Annotated in this window: 24 protein-coding genes; 19 read left to right on the top strand and 5 right to left on the bottom strand. The window is 31.5% G+C overall.

The genetic code is table 11. The annotated features are described in order from the left end of the window. Positions 1 to 3 precede the first annotated feature (3 nt). From ACTTBO_RS06680 to ACTTBO_RS06670, 3 genes are read left to right on the top strand one after another with little or no spacing between them, the layout of a single operon-like run. Positions 4 to 1,665 (top strand): hypothetical protein, encoded by a 1,662-nt coding sequence (locus ACTTBO_RS06680; protein WP_440656923.1) that lies wholly within the window; start codon positions 4 to 6, stop codon positions 1,663 to 1,665. A 1-nt stretch (position 1,666) separates the two neighbouring features. Continuing rightward, a complete protein-coding gene (locus tag ACTTBO_RS06675) occupies positions 1,667 to 2,278 on the top strand; it encodes a DUF3726 domain-containing protein (RefSeq protein ID WP_440656922.1) in 612 nt (203 codons plus the stop codon). Beyond that, positions 2,271 to 2,438 carry a hypothetical protein gene (locus tag ACTTBO_RS06670; RefSeq protein WP_440656921.1) on the top strand — a complete coding sequence of 56 codons (168 nt, stop codon included), beginning with the start codon at positions 2,271 to 2,273 and terminating at the stop codon, positions 2,436 to 2,438. Before ACTTBO_RS06675 ends, ACTTBO_RS06670 begins: the two co-directional genes overlap by 8 nt. Here the strand turns inward: ACTTBO_RS06670 and ACTTBO_RS06665 are convergent. From ACTTBO_RS06665 to ACTTBO_RS06645, 5 genes are all read right to left on the bottom strand, one after another. After that, positions 2,435 to 2,980, bottom strand: coding sequence for a hypothetical protein (locus tag ACTTBO_RS06665; protein ID WP_440614125.1), 546 nt, complete (start codon positions 2,978 to 2,980; stop codon positions 2,435 to 2,437). The genes ACTTBO_RS06670 and ACTTBO_RS06665 overlap by 4 nt on opposite strands. Before the next feature lie 150 nt (positions 2,981 to 3,130). Further along, positions 3,131 to 4,489 carry an aminomethyl transferase family protein gene (locus tag ACTTBO_RS06660; protein WP_440656920.1) on the bottom strand — a complete coding sequence of 453 codons (1,359 nt, stop codon included), beginning with the start codon at positions 4,487 to 4,489 and terminating at the stop codon, positions 3,131 to 3,133. Further along, the gene (locus ACTTBO_RS06655) at positions 4,482 to 5,210 is read right to left on the bottom strand and encodes a methylenetetrahydrofolate reductase (protein WP_440656919.1); all 729 of its coding nucleotides are present in this window, start codon (positions 5,208 to 5,210) and stop codon (positions 4,482 to 4,484) included. Before ACTTBO_RS06655 ends, ACTTBO_RS06660 begins: the two co-directional genes overlap by 8 nt. 57 nt (positions 5,211 to 5,267) lie before the next feature. After that, on the bottom strand, positions 5,268 to 6,155 hold the full coding sequence (locus ACTTBO_RS06650) for an ABC transporter permease (RefSeq protein ID WP_440614127.1): 888 nt from the start codon (positions 6,153 to 6,155) through the stop codon (positions 5,268 to 5,270). 54 nt (positions 6,156 to 6,209) lie between these two features. Continuing rightward, positions 6,210 to 7,220 carry a glycine betaine ABC transporter substrate-binding protein gene (locus ACTTBO_RS06645; protein WP_440656918.1) on the bottom strand — a complete coding sequence of 337 codons (1,011 nt, stop codon included), beginning with the start codon at positions 7,218 to 7,220 and terminating at the stop codon, positions 6,210 to 6,212. A 268-nt stretch (positions 7,221 to 7,488) separates the two neighbouring features. Here ACTTBO_RS06645 and ACTTBO_RS06640 point away from each other — a divergent pair, with 268 nt between their 5' ends. The 16 genes from ACTTBO_RS06640 to ACTTBO_RS06565 are packed head-to-tail and all read left to right on the top strand — an operon-like array spanning position 7,489 to position 20,619. Continuing rightward, a complete protein-coding gene (locus tag ACTTBO_RS06640; RefSeq protein ID WP_440656917.1) occupies positions 7,489 to 8,676 on the top strand; it encodes an aromatic ring-hydroxylating oxygenase subunit alpha in 1,188 nt (395 codons plus the stop codon). 11 nt (positions 8,677 to 8,687) lie between these two features. Then, complete coding sequence (locus ACTTBO_RS06635; RefSeq protein ID WP_440634387.1) at positions 8,688 to 9,728, top strand: homocysteine S-methyltransferase family protein; 1,041 nt, start codon at positions 8,688 to 8,690, stop codon at positions 9,726 to 9,728. Beyond that, positions 9,728 to 12,133: a GcvT family protein gene (locus ACTTBO_RS06630; RefSeq protein ID WP_440656916.1), complete on the top strand. Its 2,406-nt coding sequence runs from the start codon at positions 9,728 to 9,730 to the stop codon at positions 12,131 to 12,133. The genes ACTTBO_RS06635 and ACTTBO_RS06630 overlap by 1 nt, the downstream gene beginning before the upstream one ends. Beyond that, entirely contained in the window at positions 12,133 to 12,768 is a 636-nt protein-coding gene (locus ACTTBO_RS06625) for a class I SAM-dependent DNA methyltransferase (protein WP_440614132.1), read from the top strand. The genes ACTTBO_RS06630 and ACTTBO_RS06625 overlap by 1 nt, the downstream gene beginning before the upstream one ends. Next, positions 12,765 to 14,000, top strand: a complete 1,236-nt coding sequence (locus ACTTBO_RS06620) for a M24 family metallopeptidase (protein WP_440656915.1) — start codon at positions 12,765 to 12,767, stop codon at positions 13,998 to 14,000. Before ACTTBO_RS06625 ends, ACTTBO_RS06620 begins: the two co-directional genes overlap by 4 nt. Beyond that, on the top strand, positions 14,000 to 14,410 hold the full coding sequence (locus ACTTBO_RS06615) for an AAA family ATPase (RefSeq protein ID WP_440634391.1): 411 nt from the start codon (positions 14,000 to 14,002) through the stop codon (positions 14,408 to 14,410). Before ACTTBO_RS06620 ends, ACTTBO_RS06615 begins: the two co-directional genes overlap by 1 nt. Further along, on the top strand, positions 14,407 to 14,781 hold the full coding sequence (locus ACTTBO_RS06610; protein WP_440656914.1) for a cytidyltransferase: 375 nt from the start codon (positions 14,407 to 14,409) through the stop codon (positions 14,779 to 14,781). Before ACTTBO_RS06615 ends, ACTTBO_RS06610 begins: the two co-directional genes overlap by 4 nt. A 6-nt stretch (positions 14,782 to 14,787) precedes the next feature. Further along, a complete protein-coding gene (locus tag ACTTBO_RS06605) occupies positions 14,788 to 15,639 on the top strand; it encodes a HalD/BesD family halogenase (protein ID WP_440656913.1) in 852 nt (283 codons plus the stop codon). Next, the gene (locus ACTTBO_RS06600; RefSeq protein WP_440656912.1) at positions 15,640 to 16,419 is read left to right on the top strand and encodes an enoyl-CoA hydratase; all 780 of its coding nucleotides are present in this window, start codon (positions 15,640 to 15,642) and stop codon (positions 16,417 to 16,419) included. Positions 16,420 to 16,421: 2 nt separating this feature from the next. Continuing rightward, the gene (locus ACTTBO_RS06595; protein WP_440618199.1) at positions 16,422 to 16,622 is read left to right on the top strand and encodes a hypothetical protein; all 201 of its coding nucleotides are present in this window, start codon (positions 16,422 to 16,424) and stop codon (positions 16,620 to 16,622) included. 4 nt (positions 16,623 to 16,626) lie between these two features. Continuing rightward, on the top strand, positions 16,627 to 17,061 hold the full coding sequence (locus ACTTBO_RS06590; protein ID WP_440651635.1) for a CoA-binding protein: 435 nt from the start codon (positions 16,627 to 16,629) through the stop codon (positions 17,059 to 17,061). Positions 17,062 to 17,065: 4 nt separating this feature from the next. Further along, positions 17,066 to 17,485: a YeeE/YedE family protein gene (locus tag ACTTBO_RS06585; protein ID WP_440656911.1), complete on the top strand. Its 420-nt coding sequence runs from the start codon at positions 17,066 to 17,068 to the stop codon at positions 17,483 to 17,485. Continuing rightward, a complete protein-coding gene (locus ACTTBO_RS06580) occupies positions 17,482 to 17,901 on the top strand; it encodes a DUF6691 family protein (RefSeq protein ID WP_440656910.1) in 420 nt (139 codons plus the stop codon). The genes ACTTBO_RS06585 and ACTTBO_RS06580 overlap by 4 nt, the downstream gene beginning before the upstream one ends. A gap of 46 nt (positions 17,902 to 17,947) precedes the next feature. Beyond that, positions 17,948 to 19,558, top strand: a complete 1,611-nt coding sequence (locus ACTTBO_RS06575) for a hypothetical protein (protein WP_440656909.1) — start codon at positions 17,948 to 17,950, stop codon at positions 19,556 to 19,558. A gap of 46 nt (positions 19,559 to 19,604) precedes the next feature. Further along, positions 19,605 to 20,174: an NAD(P)H-dependent oxidoreductase gene (locus ACTTBO_RS06570; protein WP_440656908.1), complete on the top strand. Its 570-nt coding sequence runs from the start codon at positions 19,605 to 19,607 to the stop codon at positions 20,172 to 20,174. Beyond that, positions 20,146 to 20,619: a hypothetical protein gene (locus ACTTBO_RS06565; protein ID WP_440656907.1), complete on the top strand. Its 474-nt coding sequence runs from the start codon at positions 20,146 to 20,148 to the stop codon at positions 20,617 to 20,619. Before ACTTBO_RS06570 ends, ACTTBO_RS06565 begins: the two co-directional genes overlap by 29 nt. The last annotated feature ends 11 nt before the right edge of the window (positions 20,620 to 20,630 follow it).

Here is a 20,630-nt window from a genome sequence, read left to right as displayed (position 1 = left end):
GTTATGCAAGTAGAACTAAGAGACCCAAATACAATTATGAAATTATCTCGTTTAGGATCATTTCATCAATCAAAATTATCTTTTTTAAGAAGTTTTTTGAATGAATTTAAAGACTGGCAATATAAACAAGATTTGTTTAATTTAGATGAAAATGGTTATGGTGAGGCAGTTTATTCATTTAAAAAGGACAAAAGAGTTTATTCATTAGTTTGTTTTGCAAATCATATAGAAGATGAAGAAAGATCAGACAGGGTTATAGCTACTAAGTGGGATGCAGCTTTTACACTTCATGATGGTGTACCAGGCAAAAAAGATATTGAAAGATTAAAAAATGAAGTTCCCAAACAAGAAGTCGGAAGACTTTCGTATAAAGAACTTACATTATCAAGAGCGAATAAATCTGTACGTTTATTTAATCATGTAACAGAGAGTTTAAGTCAAGGATTGCAACCAGATTTAAATTTATTATCAAAAGTTGGTTATTTATACAGAACTACTGCTGTTTATGGATCTGGTAAATTTGGTTTAGCAGATAGGTTTAGAATAAAAAATCGTGAGGAAATAAACGGACCATTTAGATTAGAAATGATGCTGGTTTATCTTGTAAGACAGTTCACTTTTGACCAAGTAAATCATGTTGCTTATCACAAGAACCCAAAAAAAGCAGTCAAACTAGACGAGCAAATCTCTAAAAATCTAGGTATTGGAAATTCTACTGGATTAGGAATGGCCCCCTTTATTGTTAATCATCCAACACTTTTAAATAACTGGATCTTAAGTAGAGAAATAGCATTAAAAAAAATTAGAGAAATTAAAGATGTAAATAAAAAAGATAGTGAACTGTTTGTTGATTGTGTAAAAAAATCATTAACAAATATCACAAGCTGGAACACTGATAGTGAGTATCAAAAAAATAAAATTAATAATCTACTAAAAGATGTTCAAAAATTTTTGAAATTCATTGAGAATGATTTTGATTTTACAAGGGAACATCCTTTCAATAGTATTTATGAGTGGCTTGAGCAAGAAACATGTGAAGAATGTATTGAATATGTTGTATCCATTATGATGGAACCATATAGTGAAATAACTGAGCCTTTAGTAAAAGAAATGAGCTCTGATGAAGAAAAACATTTTAACATACCAGCTCATCGAACTGTTGAAGATTTAAGAAATATAATTGAGAAAAAATATCCAAATATTTTAGAAATTAATTTTGAAAAAAAAGAAAATAATCAAAATTTTTGGTTTATCTCAAAAAATAAAGAAGAACCAAGATTAGCTGATAGATTTGAAGAATATGGTTCAGAATTAGAACAACCTTTAGCGATAGCTAGGGATATAAAAAAACTTTATGAAATATTATTGGTTTCTAAAAATAGTCAAACTGTATCTGACTTTTTAATAAAAAACTCTGATTTAAGACATGTTGTTAGAAGAGTTTTTATAGTTGAAAAATTTCCTTATTCAGAAATTCAAGATAATACAATTGGAAAAAATATAATGCCCATTGATATGTTGAGATTGAAGCTATCTTTCTTTGGGGCTTTAAAATTTGACCCAAGATCTGACAAGTGGTTGAGAATTTGTATGTTTCAAGGAGCACCCTTACCTCATGAATTAAAAAATTACGATGAGCAGTGGGTTTATAAAACTAATATTTAACATGAAATCATTAAGTGAAATTGAAACTACTGTTAAAAGAGCAACAAAAGCTATTGGATATTCATGGGGAGTTGCTGAAGAAACAGCAAAGTGCGTAAGACTATTAGAGTCCTTTGGTCTTCCAGGTATAAAGCACATAAATAAATATTTTTCTGAAAGAAAAGAAAATAGTTTTCAAAATTTAAATCTAATATTAGAAAAAAATCAACCTCCAGCAAAATCTTATTGTCCAATAATCCTTGGAGTTAGTTTTTTGGATCAATCAAAATCTTTAGAATCTTTTAAAAAAATTGAACTAAATAACGTTGCTCACCCTTCAATATTTTTAGCTTTTGTAAGCAGAGCATCAGAAATTATTGGTAAAAAAATTCACATAAATCTTGATAAAAAAGAAATTATTTTAAATTTAAATTTAAATATCTATTCTAATATTGCTAATAACGAATTTCCGTCTGTTGCAAATCATTTAGAGATCAGTTTTCTGGAAAATATTGATAATTTTTCAGAGGAAGAGTGGAAGAATTTGTACAAATTATCTGAAGATACTTTTGTCGAAGAGACTGAGAGTTTAAAACAAAGTGGGGCAGGCGCAGGTCTGACAGATAATGACTGATAATTTTGATGAAATTAAGGATCAAGTTAACATTGAAGATTTAAATAATATTTGTGATGAGTGTAGAGAAGAGGATAAGAGTGTATCTCAAAATTTAATTTTAACTGGCTTTAAAATTTGTAAATCTTGTAGAGTTTCTAAAACTATTTTTCCAATCTAGCTAATCTGATTAGTTGGAAGCATGTTCATTCTACTCATTACGAAAGTAATTGACAGAAAAGCTATTATCAAAAAAGATAACAACACTATACCAAAAGATTTAAAATTAGATTTTAAATTTAAAATTTCTTTCGTTGAAATGATTAAACCTGCAAAAATCCAAAATTGAGTAAGAAAAATTATAGGTATCATTAAATCTGGAGTTACTGCAAAAAATCTTAGTAAACCAGGAGCATGAGCAAAACCAACTGCGGTTAGAACTTTTTTAAATGATACTTTAGTTTGTTTATCTGGAAAAAGTTTAACACCTATTACAAAAATGAAGATCGCCCATATTAACCAAGTAACTATTGCTGTTAGGCCTGACATTCCTATTGCAGTTTTAATGACAGTGTTAGCTGCTACTGCGCCAGCAACTCCATCTAAAATCATTATTAAGCCTGCAAAATATATGGAAGCTTCACCAAAATTTCTGTTGTCAGAATAAAGTGTCTTATCTAATTTTATTGATTTGAAAACTATATTTAAAAATTCACCAAACATTAATTTTTATCTCTTTTATTTTTTTGAGCTTTATAAGAAACAATTAATGGAAATACTATTAAAGCAATCGCAATAATAATGCAAATTGCTATTAAAAACCCTTTTGTCATTGAAATTTGGGGGAGTTTAAATAACTCCCCCTAAATAAATTTAGCCTTTTACAACTTCTCTTGTGTTTGCGTTGAAAGACTCTTTGAATGGAATATCCACTACCACAGCATCAACAGGTGTCCCTGGAGTTTCTGAATATTCTGCAGGTAGATGAACTTTAAATTTAGTTCCTACTTTTCCTTTTGGAAAACCATTTGCATTCAATGTTCCATCAAAAGGAACGTATCCCATTGCAATGTTTGTTTTCTTTTCAGGGTGCCACCATGGTGATGTTAAAAATCCTACTGGATCTCCACCACTTTCAGGAGAAACTAACCAAAAGTCAGGTGCATAATTATCAATAGGTTTACCACCTAATTCCATACCAACTAGTTGGAGTTTGTATGGTTTTTTACCTGCTTTTAATTCCTCTTTCATCTTCTCTAGTGCAGCCTTACCAACATAATCAGCGGTTTTGTTCCATTCTCCTTTTCCAGACAAAGAAACTTGATAACCTAAATTACATTGGAACGGATTGTGTTGTTGATCCATGTCTTGTCCCCATGAAAGAATTCCCGCTTGAATTCTTCTGTGGTGAGCAGGAGCAATAACCATTAAGCTGTGTTTTTTTCCAGCTTCAAGTACAGCATTCCACATATCTTCAGCATATAAAGTAGAGTTTCTTAGATAAATTTCATAACCAGCTTCTCCTGAGAAACCAGATTGTGAAATCACAACATCTCTACCACCAACTTTTGCTTCAGCTAACCCGTAGAAAGGCATATTATCGAAATCTACTTGATCTCCACATAAATCTTTCATTAATGCTTTTGATTTAGGACCTTGAATTTGAACTGGGCTCACATCAATTTCTTCAATTTTACAATCAAATCTTCCATCTGCATTTACACCTTGAAGATATAAACCAATATCAGAATCTGATAATGAAAACCAAAATTCATCTTCAGAAATTCTTAAAAGAATTGGATCATTTAAAACTCCACCATAAGCATTACATAGGATTACATATCTTGCTCTCATTGGTGAAATTTTAGTTGCATCTCTAGTGATCACATAATCAGTAAATTTTTCTGCATCTGGACCCTTAACTCTTATTTGTCTTTCAACAGCAACGTTCCACATTGTTACATGGTTTACGATAGCATCGTATTCAACCATAGCTCCACCATCTTCAGGTTTAACATAACCTCTTGGGTGATAAATACGATTGTATACAGTTGCTCTCCAACAACCTGCCTGCATTGATAAATGCCAATAAGGTGATTTTCTTACCCTTGTCGAAATTAACATTTCAACTTTTGTTGGTCCACTTTGTCTTAAGTTATATGGTACTTCTCTGTCTGATTGATCAACAGAAGTAACATGTTTTAATTTAGTATAGTCAAATTCATTAGACATAACTATTCTCCCTCAACCACTTGTTAGTTTCCTTCAAGCCGCCGAATGTATAAATGTGGAAGTTATCAGTGTGCGATTTAACTTTCCCAATTAAATCATTAGGGTCTTTAGGTTTCAATAAATCTAACGCCTTACTAAAATTAGATTTAAGAAAGTTTAAGGAATTTTTTGCCCCAACAATATTAGCAAATTTAATTAAGCTTGATATTTTTAAGGGCCCAGTGATTCCAACATGCACTGGTACGCTTTGTTTAGAAATAAAATCAATAATAGGCTGAGGATCTAATAACCATTGAGTTACTATATAATCAGCGTAAGGCTTTTTATCTATCATTGCTTTTTCTAAATCTGTGTCGGATATATCAGGACTCCCTTCAGGATGTCCAGCTATTCCTATTTTCATTTTTTCAAAATAACCTGTTTCTAAAAGTTGAAATGAACTATCAAATTTTCCAAGAGGCTCTCTTCCTCCTCCAATAATTAAAGCTTGTTTAACTCCTGCATCTTTACATCGTGTAACATAGTCCTTAAGCTCATTTTCATTTCCCATAGATCTTGCTGGAAAATGTGGAACTGGATTAAATCCTTTTTTTACAAGCTCTGCTGCTTTATCTGCAGTTTCTTTATAATCTCCTCCTGGAAGCATAGTGATATAGACATCACTTAATGGAGGCACAGTTTCAAGATCTGTTTTAGGACCTATCTCCAAAGAAAAATTCATATTTTGGATCTTTATTGATTTTGAAATATGAGTCTAGAAAATTCGTTTTAGCCAAAGTTACTTCTTCAGCTGACCTCTGTGCTTTTGAATTCTTTGTCCGTACTGCTGAGTGACCCTGTCGAAGATAATAGCTAAGGCCACAATTGCTAAACCATTCATCATTCCTAATGCTAAATATTGGTTAGAAATTGCTTGCAAAATAGGCACTCCAAGACCTTTTACACCTATCATAGATGCAATCACTACCATTGCTAAAGCCATCATAATTGTTTGGTTAATTCCAGCAAAAATTGTTGGAAGTGACAATGGAATTTGAACAGATTTAAGTTTCTGCATTGGAGTTGCTCCAAATGCCTCACTTGCTTCAAGAGTTTCTTTATCTACTTCTCTAATCCCCAGATTGGTTAGCCTTACAATTGGAGGTAAGGCATAAATACAAACAGCTAAAAGCCCTGGAACTTTTCCTATACCGAGTAGCATTATTATAGGAATTAAATAAACAAAACTTGGAATAGTTTGCATCATATCTAATATGGGTAAAATTGCTTTTTCAGCTCTTGAAGATTTAGACATTAAAATTCCAATTGGAATTCCAACTACAATACAAACTAAAGTAGAAACTGATATAATGGCAACAGTAGCCATACAGTTTTTCCACATACCAAAATAGCCAATTATCAAAAAGCAAACAATCGTTCCAATAGTTAATTTTATACTTCTTGAACCTATCCACGCTAATATTGCAAAGACTGCAATAACAATAGGCCAAGGACTATTTACTAAAAGTTTTTCTAGCCAAATTAAAAAATATAATAGGGGATCAAAAAAACCTTCAATCCCATCTCCATACGCTCGTGAAAATTCTTTAAAGCTAAAATCAATACCTTTTTTTAACTCTCTTAAGGCTGTCCTATCCATTACTGGAATTTTAGTAAAGAAATCCATAAATTTTATTTTAATTTCGAACCCGTTTTTCAACGGGTTCGATAATTTTATTTATTAAAGTGCTTTTTTAATTTTTGCAGCAGCGTCACTTGAAACCCACTTAGACCAAACACCCTCTTGTGTTTTTAGGAATTCAATTGCAGCATCAGCACCTTCTGCTTGGTTTTCACCCATCCAAACTAACATACCGTTCATTACTGGACCAGGATAAGTTCTTTTCTTGAAATAATCCATACCAGAACTTCCAGCTGTGTTTTTGAAATTATCTGTTACGATAGTGAAAACTTCTGATTTAACCCATGAAGTTTTTTTAGGGTCAGCACATTCTTGTTCTGGTAAAACTATACAGTTGTCCCAGTTATCTTTACCGCCCCATTCACCCATGTCTACAGCTCTCATATCATATTTTCCGATTAAAGCTGTTGGTGACCAATAGTAACCAAACCAATTTTCTCCTCTTTCAGCAGCTTTAGCAATTGAACCATCAAGTCCTGCAGCAGAACCAGTTTCAACAATTGCCCAACCTTTTTCTTCCATGCCCCAAGCTCTAAAATGATTCCTGTTACTTAATTCACAGTTCCATCCAGGAGGGCAAATGTGGAAACCACCTTTTGAAGGATCCTCAGGGTGAGGGAATAGATCTGGTCTTTCTAAAATTGCAGCAGCAGTTGTTAGTTCAGGATGCTTTTCTAGAGTAGCAGGTAATACCCACCAACCTTCACCTAAACCAGTTATTGGAGCTGTATTAATTGAATGCATTTTGCCTTCATCAACAGCTTTATTCAAAGCAACTATTGCAGCGTTAGCCCAAAATTCTGGAGCAACATCTGGCTCACCTTTTTCTTGCATAGATGTAAATGTAGGCATTGTTGCACCTGGAACCAATTCTACAGAACATCCATAACCTTCTTCTAATATAATTTTATCAACTTCAGCCATAAAGTTTGCTGAGGCCCAGTTCATATTAGCGATAGTTATATTTCCACAAGCAGCATTAGCTACACTTCCAAAAGAAGTAAGACCAAAAACAACTGCTAGGGAAAGAAGTATTCTTTTAATTTTCATTATATCTCCCAATATTTGATTCATTTAAAAATCAAATTGAACATATTGAGAGAAATATTGCAAATTAAATTCAATTATAAGTTGAAGTCAAATTGTCTTTAAATATTCATTAAATTTAGTTATGGTTTTTAAATGAAATTTTCAGCAAATTTTTTTTTCAAAGAGTTTGTTTATATTTTAAATTGTAAAACAGTTTTTCAGCAAATCATTATTAGAGAGTCGTAATTTTTAAACCTAAATTAATTTTTTAATTAATTAAAGGAGGTTTATGAATTTAAATAAAAAATTATCAGACATCTTAGATCCTAAAAAAATTGAAGTCGTTAAAAATCCTATAGAGAAAGCTCATGGATTACCTAATGAGTGTTATTTGAATGACGATTATTTAGAATTTGAAAAAGAAAAAGTTTTTAAAAATAATTGGACGATGGTTGGTGTTGCAAGCTCGGTTCCAAATCCTGGTGATGCAAAGCCATTTAATCTTTTAGATATTCCAATATTAATAGTCAGAAACAAAGATAATGAGATAAAAGTTTTTCATAACGTTTGTAGTCACAGAGGTTTCAAATTAGTTGACCAAGAATGTAAATTAAAAAATGTAATAAGATGTACTTATCATTCCTGGTCTTATGATTTTAATGGTAAATTAACTGTTACTCCTCATATAGGAGGATTAGGAAAACATAATGTAGAAGGATTTGATAAAAATAATAGCAACCTTAAAGAAATAAGATCAAAAGTTTGGATGGATTTAATTTTCATCAACATAAATTCTAACGCAAAACCATTTGAGGAATTTATTAAACCTTTAGAAGATAGATGGTCTAAGTTTATTTCTAAAAAAGATCAACAACTAATAAGACATGCTTCTGACAATGGTTACTTTAATATGACCGTAAATAGTAATTGGAAATTTGCTATAGAGAATTATTGCGAAAGCTATCATTTGCCATGGATACATCCAGAGCTGAATAGAGTTTCAAATATTGCAGATCATTATCATATAGAAGATGAAAATTTTAATTTCTCTGGACAAGGAAGTGATAAATATTCACAACAGTTCGATGGGAATATAAAATTTAAATGTTTTCCTAATTGGCCAAGCGAAGTATCTGAAAAATCTGAATACGTATCATTATACCCAAATGTAATGTTGGGAATTCACATAGATCATTTTTATGCATTTTGGTTAGAACCAATTTCAAACAATCAGACAAAAGAACACTTTGAATTATATTATATCGGAGATGAAAGCGCTTCGAGCGATGAGTTTAAAGGAATTAGAGAAAAAAATTTTGCATTTTGGCAAGAGGTTATGAACGAAGATGTAACTGCAATTGAAGGAATGCAAAAAGGGCGAAGCTCACCTGCTTATAATGGTGGAAATTTTTCACCTGTAATGGATACACCTACTTTGATGTTTCACAAATGGGTTGCAACAAATTTAACAAAATGAAAGGATAAATTATGAAAAAAGATTTAATTACAAGGTTAAATGAGGGTCCTATCATGTGTGCAGAAGGATACCTTTTTGCAATGGAAAGAAGAGGTTATCTTTCAGCAGGTCCATTTGTTCCTGAAGTTGTTTTAGAGCATCCAGAGGTAGTAACCCAATTACATAGAGAATTTATCAGAGCTGGTTCAGATGTAGTTCAGGCATTTACTTATTATGGTCATAGAGAAAAGCTAAGAATAATTGGCAAAGAACATTTGTTAGAACCTATGCAAAAAGGTGCTCTTAAAATTGCAAAAGATGCTGCTGCAGAGTTTAAAGATTTAGATTTGATGGTTTGTGGAGATGTTGCAAACACAAACGTATTTGATCCTGGTGATGCAAATACTCACAAACAATGTCAACAAATGTATGAAGAACAAGTTGCTTGGGCAAAAGAAGCTGGAGTTGATTTTGTTATTGCTGAAACAATTAGTTGGACTGATGAAATGAAAATTGCTTTGAAAGCAATTAAGGACGCTGGGCTAATTGCAGTTTGTAATTTTGCAATTCCACGAGGTGATAAAACTAGAGAAGGACACAGTGCTGAAGATGCATGTAAGATGATGGAAGATCTAGGTGCTGATGTAGTTGGATTAAATTGTTACAGAGGACCAGAGATGACAATGAAACTTTTAAAAAAAGTTAGAGACAAAGTTTCTTGTCATGTGTCAGGTCTTCCAGTTCCTTACAGAACTACTGAGGAAGAACCTGGTTTTTTAAATATTACTGATCATGGTTGCGATTGTATTCCTGGTGGAAATGCATTTCCTGTAGCTTTAGATAATTTATTTTGCAACAGATTTGAAATGGCAGAATTTGCAAAAGATTGTGTTCAGAATAAAATAAATTTTATTGGTATATGTTGTGGTGCTGAAGCTCATCATGTCAGAGAAATGTCTGTTGCAATTGGTAAAAAACCAATTTCAATGAAATACATGCCGGACATGAGCAAACATTTTCATCATGGTACTGATAAATCTTTAAAAAAAGTAAATAAAGAAATTAAATATTAATGGAAAAGCATGCCAAAGTTGTAATCATAGGTGGCGGTGTAGTTGGGTGTTCTATTCTTTACCATTTATCTAAATTTGGATTAAAAGATTGTATTTTACTTGAAAGAAATGAATTAACATCAGGTTCTTCGTGGCATGCTGCTGGAAATGTTCATGTAATTTCTTCTGACCCAAATATCTCTCGGATGATGGCTTACACAATTGGTTTATATAAAGAGATTGAAAAAGAGTCCGGTCATTCAACAGGATTTAAACCTAGTGGAGGTTTTTACTTAGCATCAAATGAAGTATGGGCTGATTATTTAAAGAGAGAAAGATCAAAAGCAAGATACATGGGACTTGACCAAGAATTTATTTCTTTAGAAGAAGTGAAAAAGAAACATCCTTTAATTGATCCTTCAAGATATCTGCTAGCTTTATGGGATCCTATTGATGGTGAAGTTGATCCATCAGGTGTTACTTATGCTTTTGCAAAAGCTGCAAAAGTTCATGGTGGAAAATATTACACTCATACAGTTGTTAAAGACACCAAACAAAAAGAAGATGGAACCTGGGATGTCTTTACTGAAAAAGGAAACATTAATGCTGAAATAGTAATTAATGCAGGTGGTTTGTGGGCAAGAGAAGTTGGCCAATTAGCAGGATTAAATCTTCCAGTTCAACCAATGGAGCATCATTATTTGATTACAGAACCTATTCCAGAAATTGAAGCAATGGGTGACCAAAGATTGCCTATCGGAACAGATTTTGAGGGAAATATTTATTTTAGACAAGAAGGAAAAGGAATGTTGCTTGGAACTTATGAACCAAAATCTACTCCCTGGAAAGTACAAGGGACACCAATGAATTTTGGTCATGAATTATTGGAACCGAAATTAGATAATATTGAAGATCGATTAGCAATTGGGTTTGAGAGAATGCCTGCCTTAGAGCGTGCAGGAATAAAAAATATAGTTAATGGACCTTTTACTTTTGGTCCAGATGGTAGTCCTTTGATTGGTCCTGTACCTGGAATGAAAAATTATTGGGTTGCAGTTGGTGTGATGGCTGGCTTTTGCCAAGGGGGTGGAGTTGGAAAATGTATTGCTGAATGGATTATTGATGGTGAGCCTTCCATTGATGTTTGGGCAATGGATGTTGCTCGTTTTGGAGATTATGCATCACCACAATACGGAACAATAAAATCCTCAGAAAATTATGAACGAAGATTTATTATGACTTTTCCCAATGAAACTTTACCAAAAGGAAGAAAACAAAAAACAACAGCTCTTTATGATCGTTTTGTTAATCAAGGTGCTGTGATGGGAGATAGTTTTGGATTAGAAAATGTTTTGTGGTTTGCAAACAACAAAGAAGACGCTCATGAAGAACCAACAATAAAAAGATCAAGATCACATGATTATGTTTCAAAAGAAGTTATTAATGTAAGAGAGAATGTTGGCTTGATTGAAGTTGCGAATTTTTCAAAACATGAATTCAAAGGACCTGACGCTAGAAAATTTTTAGATTACATCATGGCTGGAAAACTTCCAAAACCTGGAAGAATATCTTTATCACCAATGTTATCTTATAGAGGAAAATTGTGTGGAGATTTAACAGTTGCTTGTTTGGATGAAAATGAATTTATGGTATTTGGATCTGGTGCTGCTCAAGAAATGCACAGACGTTGGTTTGAAAGTCACTTAGATAAATTTAATTTAAATTATAAAAATAGGTCTGATGAGTTTCATGGATTATCAATTGCAGGACCTAATTCAAGAAAGGTTTTAGAAAAAATAGTAAGAGATGATGTTTCAAATGAAAAATTTAAGTTTAGAGACTCGAGAAGAATGTTTGTTGGTGGAGTTCCAGCACTAGTAAATAGAATTTCATTTACCGGAGAACTTGGTTACGAAATATATGTAGCACCTCATTATCAATTAAAATTATACGAAGAACTAGTTGAAGCTGGAAAAGAATTTAATATTAAACCCTTTGGTGGAAGAGCATTAATGTCGATGAGGCTTGAGAAAAATTGGGGAGCTTGGACATTAGATTATAGACCAGATTTTACTGCTAAAGAAACAGGATTAGATGTTTTTATCAATTGGGATAAAGAATTTATAGGTAAAGAAAATGCACAAAAGGAAAACTCTTCAAACAAACTTATACCTTTAATTGTTGAAACTAATGATATTGATGTAACAAATAATGAAGCTGTTATGAATGGAGATCAAAGTATAGGTTACGTTACTTCAGGTGGTTTTGCACATTTTGTAAACACGAGTGTTGCCTTTACTTTTGTAGATCAGGATAAATTTAAATCTGAAAATAAAGTGCAAGTAGAGATAAATGGAGATTTATTTAATTGCTCAATTATTAAAGAACCACTTTATGATCCAAGTGGTCAAAAAATGAGAAGTTAATGCCTGATCAAGAAAAAGACGTATCTAAAAATTTAAACATTTATAAGTTGGACAAAACAGAAGACGTGATGAATTATTACGCAGATTGGGCTGAAAATAACAAATATAATAAGGACATGATTGATTGGAATTATACAGGTCCAAAAGAAACAGCTGCAGCTTTTAAAAAACATCAGCAAAATAAAGATGCATTAATACTCGATGCAGGTTGTGGTACAGGGCTAGTTGCGCAAGAATTAGAGAAATTTGGGTTTAATAATTTTCATGGAATAGATTTATCGCAAGATCTTTTAAATTCAGTTCCAAAAAATCTTTACAAAAAATTAAGTAAATTAGATTTAAATAAAGAAATTCCTGAAGCAGATAATACTTATGATAGTGTGTTATGCGTTGGAACCTTCACATTTGGTCATGTCAAAAATAATGCTTTAGATGAGTTTTTAAGAATCACTAAGTCAGGTGGTTATATAGGTTTCACTATAAATGAGGGTATTTTTAAGAAATATAGTTTTGATACTAAAATAGATCAATTTAAACAGAACAAATTGTGGGAAGAAAAAGATTTCTTCAAATCAGATTACATTGCTAGTAAAAATGTAAATGCATGGTTAGGAATTTATAAAGTTACAAAATGAGATTTAGTAGAAAAATAGCTCCAGAATTTAAACCAAAACAGAATTTTATTACCAAAAAAAGATTAAGAGAAGACGAAATAGATTTTGATAAACTAAGATCATATCGTTTAGATAGAGTCAGGAAAGAGTTAGAAAAAAATAATTTAGAAGCATGCTTTTTATTTGATCCGGTAAATGTTCGTTATGCATTAGACACAGTAAACATGAGTGTTTATAATATGCATAATTTAACTCGATACTGCTTTGTTCCAGTTAATGGCCCTGTAATTCTTTATGAATATTTTAATTGCGAAAAGTTATCTGAACATCTTAATCTTATAGACGAATTGAGACCTGCAATAACTTGGGATTATTTTAGTAACGGTGATCAATCTGAAGTACAATTAAAAAAATGGATTAATGAAGTTAAAGATTTATCTAAATCATATTTTAAATCAAAAAAAATTGCCATTGATGTTTTAAATGGTCCTGCAGTTTCAGCGTTAAATAAAGAACAAATTCAAGTGGTTGATGCTAAATTAATTTTAGAACAAGCAAGGGTAATTAAATCATCTGAAGAAATTAAATGTATGAGATCAGCAATAGATGTTGCTGAAATGGGCATAGTTAAAATGAGAGAACAATTAAAACCAGGAATGACAGAAAATGAATTATGGTCAATTCTTCATCAAACAAATATAGAAAATTATGGCGAATGGATTGAGTGTAGATTGTTAGCATCAGGAGAAAGAACAAATCCTTGGATGCAAGAATGTGGAAACAAAGTTATTCAAGATGGTGAATTAGTTGCTTTTGATACTGACATGGTAGGACCCTATGGATACTGTGCAGATATTTCTAGAGCATTTGTAGTTGGCAACAAATTTAATGAAGAACAAAAAAAGCTATATTCAATGGCTGTTGAACAAATAGATTACAATTCAAGACTAATTAAAGATGGTTTATCTTTTAAAGAATTCACAGATAAATCATGGGTTTTACCTGAAGATTACTACCCAAATAGATACTCTGTAATGGTACATGGAATAGGTCTTTGCGATGAGTGGCCTGCGATTAGATATCCAACAGATGGTGGTGAACGAAGTGGAATGTTTCAAAAAAATATGACTATAACAGTTGAAAGCTATATAGGTAAAGTAGGTGGTAAAGAAGGTGTCAAGCTTGAGCAACAATACTTAATTGGTGAAAATGGACTTGAATTAATGTCCCATCATCCGTTAGAAGATATTTAATGAAAATAATTTTAGTAATGGGATTACCTGGTGCAGGTAAAACAACTTTAGCAAATGAAATGGCGCCTCATTTAAATGCAAAAAGATTAAATGCTGATGAAGTTAGAAAAGCAGCTGATGATTGGGATTTTTCAGAGGAAGGTAGAGTAAGACAAGCTAAAAGAATGGCTGAATTTGCTCTTAAATTAAAAGCTGAGGGTCATTATGTAATTGCAGATTTTGTTGCTCCTACACCGGAGGCAAGAAGTTTGTTTCCAGCAGATTTTAGAATTTGGGTAGATACGATAAAGAAAGGTAGATTTGAAGATACCAATCAAATGTTCGTTAATCCAAAAAACTTTGACTATCATGTAACAACTCAGGATGCTAAGAAATGGGCACCTTTAATAATTGAGGAGATTAAAAAATGACATATCAATGGGATAATAAAAAACCTACAGCACAAATGTTAGGAAGATGGCAACCCTTTCATGATGGGCACTATAAACTGTTTAAAGAAATAATTAAAAAAACAGGACAAGTTAGTATTCAAATAAGGGATGTACAAGGAGTGGATGACAATCCATTTGATTTTGAAACTGTAAAAAAAAATATTGAAGAAAGATTAAATCCTGAATTTGAAGGTCAATTTAAAATTATGTTGGTTCCTAATATTACAAATATTTGTTACGGAAGAGGTGTTGGTTACAAAATTGAGGAAATAGTTTTAGATGAAGAAACTCAAAAAATTTCAGCTACTAAAATTAGAGCTCAAATGAGAGAAGAGGGTAAATTAAAATAACCTTTAATGAACGATAGATTAAACACTATTGTCGATTTAAAAAAATATCCTATTCATGATTTAAATTCTCCAATCATTAAAAATTTAGTAAAAAAATGTAAGGAAGAATTAGACCAATATAGTTGTTCAACTATTCCAAATTTTATTTTACCTAAATCTTTAGAGGTAATGAATTTGGAATTAGAAAAACAACTTGATGAAGTTTATATGTCTAAAGAAAGCATTAATGCATATCTTTATGCTAAAGATGATCCAAGTTTACCTGAAAAACATCCAAAGAGAAATTTTATGGAAAGGTATAATGGATATTTAAATTCAGATTGCTTTCCAAAAAATTCAGAAATGAAATATCTTTATGAAACTGAAGAACTTTTAAAATTTGTTTCTGCATGCTTAGGTATTTCCCCTATTTATAGATGGGCAGACCCTTTGGCTTGTCATGCGTATAATGTTATGAAACCTGATGGAATTCTTCCTTGGCATTTTGATAGTTGTGAATTCACTCTAAGTTTGATGATACAGAAACCTGAAAAAGGAGGTGTTTTTGAATATTGTCCAAATATTAGAGCGCCAGGAAACGAAAATTTTGATGAGGTTAAAAAAGTTTTAGAAGGAGATCGATCAAGAGTAAGACAGCTTAAATTAGAACCAGGGGATCTTCAAATTTTTAAAGGAAGATTTACTTTGCATAGAGTAACAAAAGTAGAAGGTCAAAAATCTAGATATATGTGTATTCCTGCTTATGTCTTAGATCCTTATAGAGTAAATACCCCAGAACACTCAAAAGCAATTTATGGTAAAGTTTTACCAATTCATATAGAAAGAAATCAAGCTAGATCCGATGGATTAACTGATTAAATGACTAGTAATATTAAAATAAAGAGAATTAATTCTGAGATTTCATCAATAATAATTAATGAACCAAAAACATATAATTCTCTTTCATTTAAAAATCTTTCCAATTTATTAAAATCATTAAAAAAATTAGATGCTGATAAAAAAACTAAAGTAATAATCATAGAGGGTGCAGGTAAAGGATTTAGCGCTGGTCACAATCTAAAAGAAGTTAGAAGTCTTAAGAATAAAGATAAATATCAAAAGTTATTTAATCTTTGCTCCAAGGTTATGTTGCAAATTGTTGAGGGAAAAAAACCAGTTATTGCTAAGGTTCATGGTGCAGCTTTTGCAGCAGGTTGTCAGTTAGTTGCAAGTTGTGATCTTGCATATAGTACTAAAGACTCATTATTTGCAACACCAGGTGTAAATATTGGATTATTTTGTAGTACACCAATGGTGGCGGTTAGTAGAAAAATTAATCGTAAACCAATGATGGAGATGCTTTTAACAGGAGAACCTATCAAAGCAACTTATGCAAAAGAAATTGGTTTAATAAATGATCATTTTTCTAAATCAAAATTAAACGATGAAGTTTTAAAAGTAGCAAAAAAAATTGCATCCAAATCTAATTTGACCATTAAAATTGGAAAACAGGCTTTTTATAAGCAATTAGAAATGCCTTTAAGAAAAGCCTATGCGTACACTAGCAAAATGATGACTATTAATATGATGGCAATGGATGCCAAAGAGGGTATTTCGGCCTTTTTAGAAAAAAGACAACCAAATTGGAAAGATAAATAATAATGAAGAACAAAAAAAATATACTCATTATTTTGTTTGTTATTTTTGGAATGTACTTTGTATTAAATTTTAAAGATCATAATTTAAAAAGAGCAGTGGATGCTTGTATTGCAGGAAGTCAAAAATTATCTGAGACTAAAATTACTGATTTGGAAGAAGCAAGAAAATTCTGCGAGGAACAAATTAAAAAAGAAAACAAATAATAAAATGAGCGACATAAAGAGGATTTTAGAAAATTCTAAGTCTATAGCAATGATTGGTGTCAGTAATGATTTAAAAAAACCCTCAACTATTGTAATGAAATATATGCAAGAATATGGTTATAAAGTTTATCCAGTTAACCCATCAGCTAAGGGTAAAAAAATTTTAGGTGAGGAAGTGTATGCTTCGATAACAGAGATTAAAGATCCTATAGACATTGTAGATGTTTTTAGACCTTCTAAAGAAGCCTTTGGTATAGCTGAAGATACAGTGAAAATTGGTGCTAAGGTATTATGGTTACAACTTGGAATAAGAGATGAAAATGCCAAGTCACTTGTAGAAAAAAATAATATAGAATATATAGAAAACAAATGTACCAAAATGGAATATCAAAAATTTTTTTTAAAAGTAAGACAGGCTTTTCCTGTTTTGAGTAATTAATTTTATGAACATAGTAAATTTTGCACCAATACCGGCTTTTACTGGTGGATTGATAATTGGATTAGCAGTAGTGGTATTTTTTTTACTGAACGGTCGTTTAGTAGGAATAAGTGGTATTGCAAGTAATGCGTTAACAGAGAAAGAAAATAAATTTGATAATTTATTATTCTTGTTAGGTTTAATTATTGCACCATTTATTTACTCCTTATTTTCTAATGGAGGAATAAACATTAGTATTTCTAATTCTTATGTCTTGATGATAGCAGCTGGTTTGTTGGTTGGAATCGGAACACGGATCAGTGGTGGTTGTACAAGTGGCCACGGTATAAGTGGTATTGGAAGATTTTCTTTAAGATCAATTGTTGCAACAATTACATTTATGATTGTTGGAATATTAACTGTATTTGTAAAAAATTTATTATGAACAAATTAGCTTCCCTTCTTTCAGGTATAATATTTGGTATCGGTTTAGTGATATCTGAAATGGTTAATCCAGCAAAAGTATTAGGCTTTTTAGATTTATTTGGAAATTGGGATCCTTCTCTTGCATTTGTGATGATGGGAGCTTTAGTTGTTTCGTCTCCTTTGTTTCATATAATTAAGAAAAAAGAAAAACCATTACTTGCAGAGAAATTTAATTATTCAAATAACAAAACAATTAATAATCAATTAATATTAGGTTCAGCTTTATTTGGTGCTGGATGGGGATTAGGTGGATTATGTCCTGGTCCTGCTATAACTTCTGTTGCTTTATTGAATATTTACTCAATAACTTTTGTTATTTCAATGTTTGTAGGATTTTACTTAGTTAAATCATTCAATTTAAGCTCTTTAAGATAAATTTATAATTTTTCTTAATTGTCTATAATGAGTAGCAATAATTCTTATGAGTAAAGTTTTAAAATTTTTAGACAGCACTTTTTTAGATTTAGGTCGACAATTTAAATGGACTTATTTGCCTCCTTTAATGGTTTATGTTGCGGCTGGTATTTCTGGATTAACTGGAATAGTTGGAACTTTTTTTGTTAAAGACTACTTAAATTTATCTGCAGCATTTTTAGCGGGGCTTGGGTTCTGGGCTGGAATTCCATGGGCATTAAAAATGCCTTTAGGACACTTGGTTGATCTTATATGGGATAGAAAAAATTATATGGTTTACTTTGGCGCTTCTTTAATCGCTTTAAGTTTGCTGATTATGTATGGACTTATAATTCATACAGAGGACATGTCTGAAATTTTCACAGTTGAGACTTGGTTTGTGATTAGCGTAATTTTAGCACCTGTTGGTTATGTAATTCAAGATGTCGTTGCTGATGCCATGACTGTTGAAGCTGTACCATTAACTGATGAGAGTGGAAATGATTACAGCAAAGATCAAGTTAAAATTATGCATACAACAATGCAAACCCTTGGTCGTTTTGCAATTATTGGAGGCACTGTTTTAGTTGCGTTGGTGAATGTAATTTTATTTAGAGATGTAGACAGCCTAGAACAGGCTGCTAAAATTACTCTATACGGTAAAATTTATTTGTATGCGTTAGTTATTCCTGTTGTTTCAATCTTAGGAGTATTTTTAGCAAAATATTTGAGGAATAAGAAAATTCAAAATTTAAAATCTAAAGGACTTGAATTTAAAGAGGAAAGAGGATCTGAAAAAACTAAAATTAACTGGTGGATCCTTGGCGGAAGCTTAATTTTTGTTATTTTTACTTTATCAATTGGATCCTTCAAAGTTCCCTTTGCACAAGAAATTGTTTTCATTGGTTCAGTTATTATAATTTTATTTTTGATGTTTAAACTCATAAAAGAGTTGCCAGAGAATTTAAGGTTAACAATTGTTGGTACTGCAGTAATTATATTTATATTTAGAGCAATGCCTGGTCCTGGTCCTGGTCTAACGTGGTTTGAAATTGATGAACTTGGTTTTAACGAACAATTTTTTTCAATTTTGTCTTTACTGGCATCAATTTTAACATTGGCTGGAATTGTTTTATTGAGACCATTTATGGCTAATAACTCAATTGCAAAAATTATTGTTGTATTAAGTATAGCTGGTGCAATTTTATTTTTACCAAGTGTTGGAATGTATTATGGATTTCATAATTGGACTGCTTCAATAACAGGTGGTGTAGTTGATGCTAAATTTATAGCTATACTTAACACAGCTTTAGAGTCTCCATTGGGACAGGTATCAATGATTCCTTTATTGGCATGGATTGCTAAAAATGCCCCTTCACATCTTAAAGCAACTTTTTTTGCAGTATTTGCTTCTTTTACAAATTTGGCTCTTTCAGCAAGTGCTTTAGGAACAAAATATTTAAATCAAATTTTTACAGTTACTAGAGAAGTAAAAGATAAAGTTTCAGGTGAAATTCAAACAACTGCTGATTATTCAGAACTTGGGATATTGTTAATTGTAGTAACTTTACTTACACTTATTTTGCCTATTTTATTTGTCTATATAATTAACAATAGTAAGTACAAAACCTCAGAATAAACAATAATTTTATAGTTTTTTTGATTTTTTTTGTTAATTAAAAATCATGAAAAAAATTTTCCTAGTTTATGGTCACTATAATGACAATTCATTTAACGCAGCAATTAAAAATGAATTCATAAAACATTCTGAATTAAAAGGTAACAAAGTAGACGTTGTAGACTTATACAAAGAAAAATTTGATCCTGTATTTGCTGGAGAAGATCCAAGTGCTGAAGTTTTAGACCATCGTAAGAGAATAGAAGAGTGTGATACAATTGTATTAGTTGCACCAATATGGAATTTTAGAATGCCAGCAATTGTTGAAGGGTGGATTGATAAAGTATTGGCGCCACCATGGGCATTTAGATTTAAACAACTAGTTGGAAACTATGGTTATCCAATTGGTAATTTAAGAAAAAAGAAAGCGGTAATTTTTTGTACATATGGTTCACCAAGACTAGCTATCACTACATTTTTTTTAAATTTACCGATTAGAAGACTTAAAAGAGGGGTATTTCATATGTGTGGCATATATAACATTACCTACAGAAGATATTTTGCAGTACCTTTTGTAAGCGACTCAAAAAGACAAGAGTTCTTAGAAGATGTTAGAAAAACTGCGAATAATATTTAGTACTTTATTAATCCTATTATTAACTACTGTTTATTCATTTTCAGAACTGGTAAATCCAAACAAAAATATTACTCCAAAAGAAGTTGTTGAAATTCAACTTAATGGTCTTAAACAAAATGATTTAGAATATAAAGATAGAGGGATAGAGCAAACTTGGACCTTTGCTCACCCAAATAATAAAAGAGTTACAGGACCTCTAGATAATTTTAAGCGAATGATCAAAGGAGCCTCCTATAAAATGATGATTAATCATCTACGTCACACCATCACAGAGCTTGGCAGTAGTGACAAATGGGCCCAATTTGAGGTCATTATTTTAGATAAAGACAAAATTTATCACAAGTTCAATTGGCAGGTTGAAAAATATACAGACGAAGGAGTTTTAAAAGATTGCTGGTTGACCACAATGGTCTCAAGTCCAATTCCACTCGGCAGCTCAATTTGATTATCCACAGA

Source organism: Candidatus Pelagibacter sp. HIMB1509 (assembly GCF_052047855.1).
Taxonomy (GTDB): Bacteria; Pseudomonadota; Alphaproteobacteria; order Pelagibacterales; family Pelagibacteraceae; genus Pelagibacter.
Note: the sequence above shows the minus strand (reverse complement) of the source record. Positions and strands in the feature narration are given on the sequence as shown.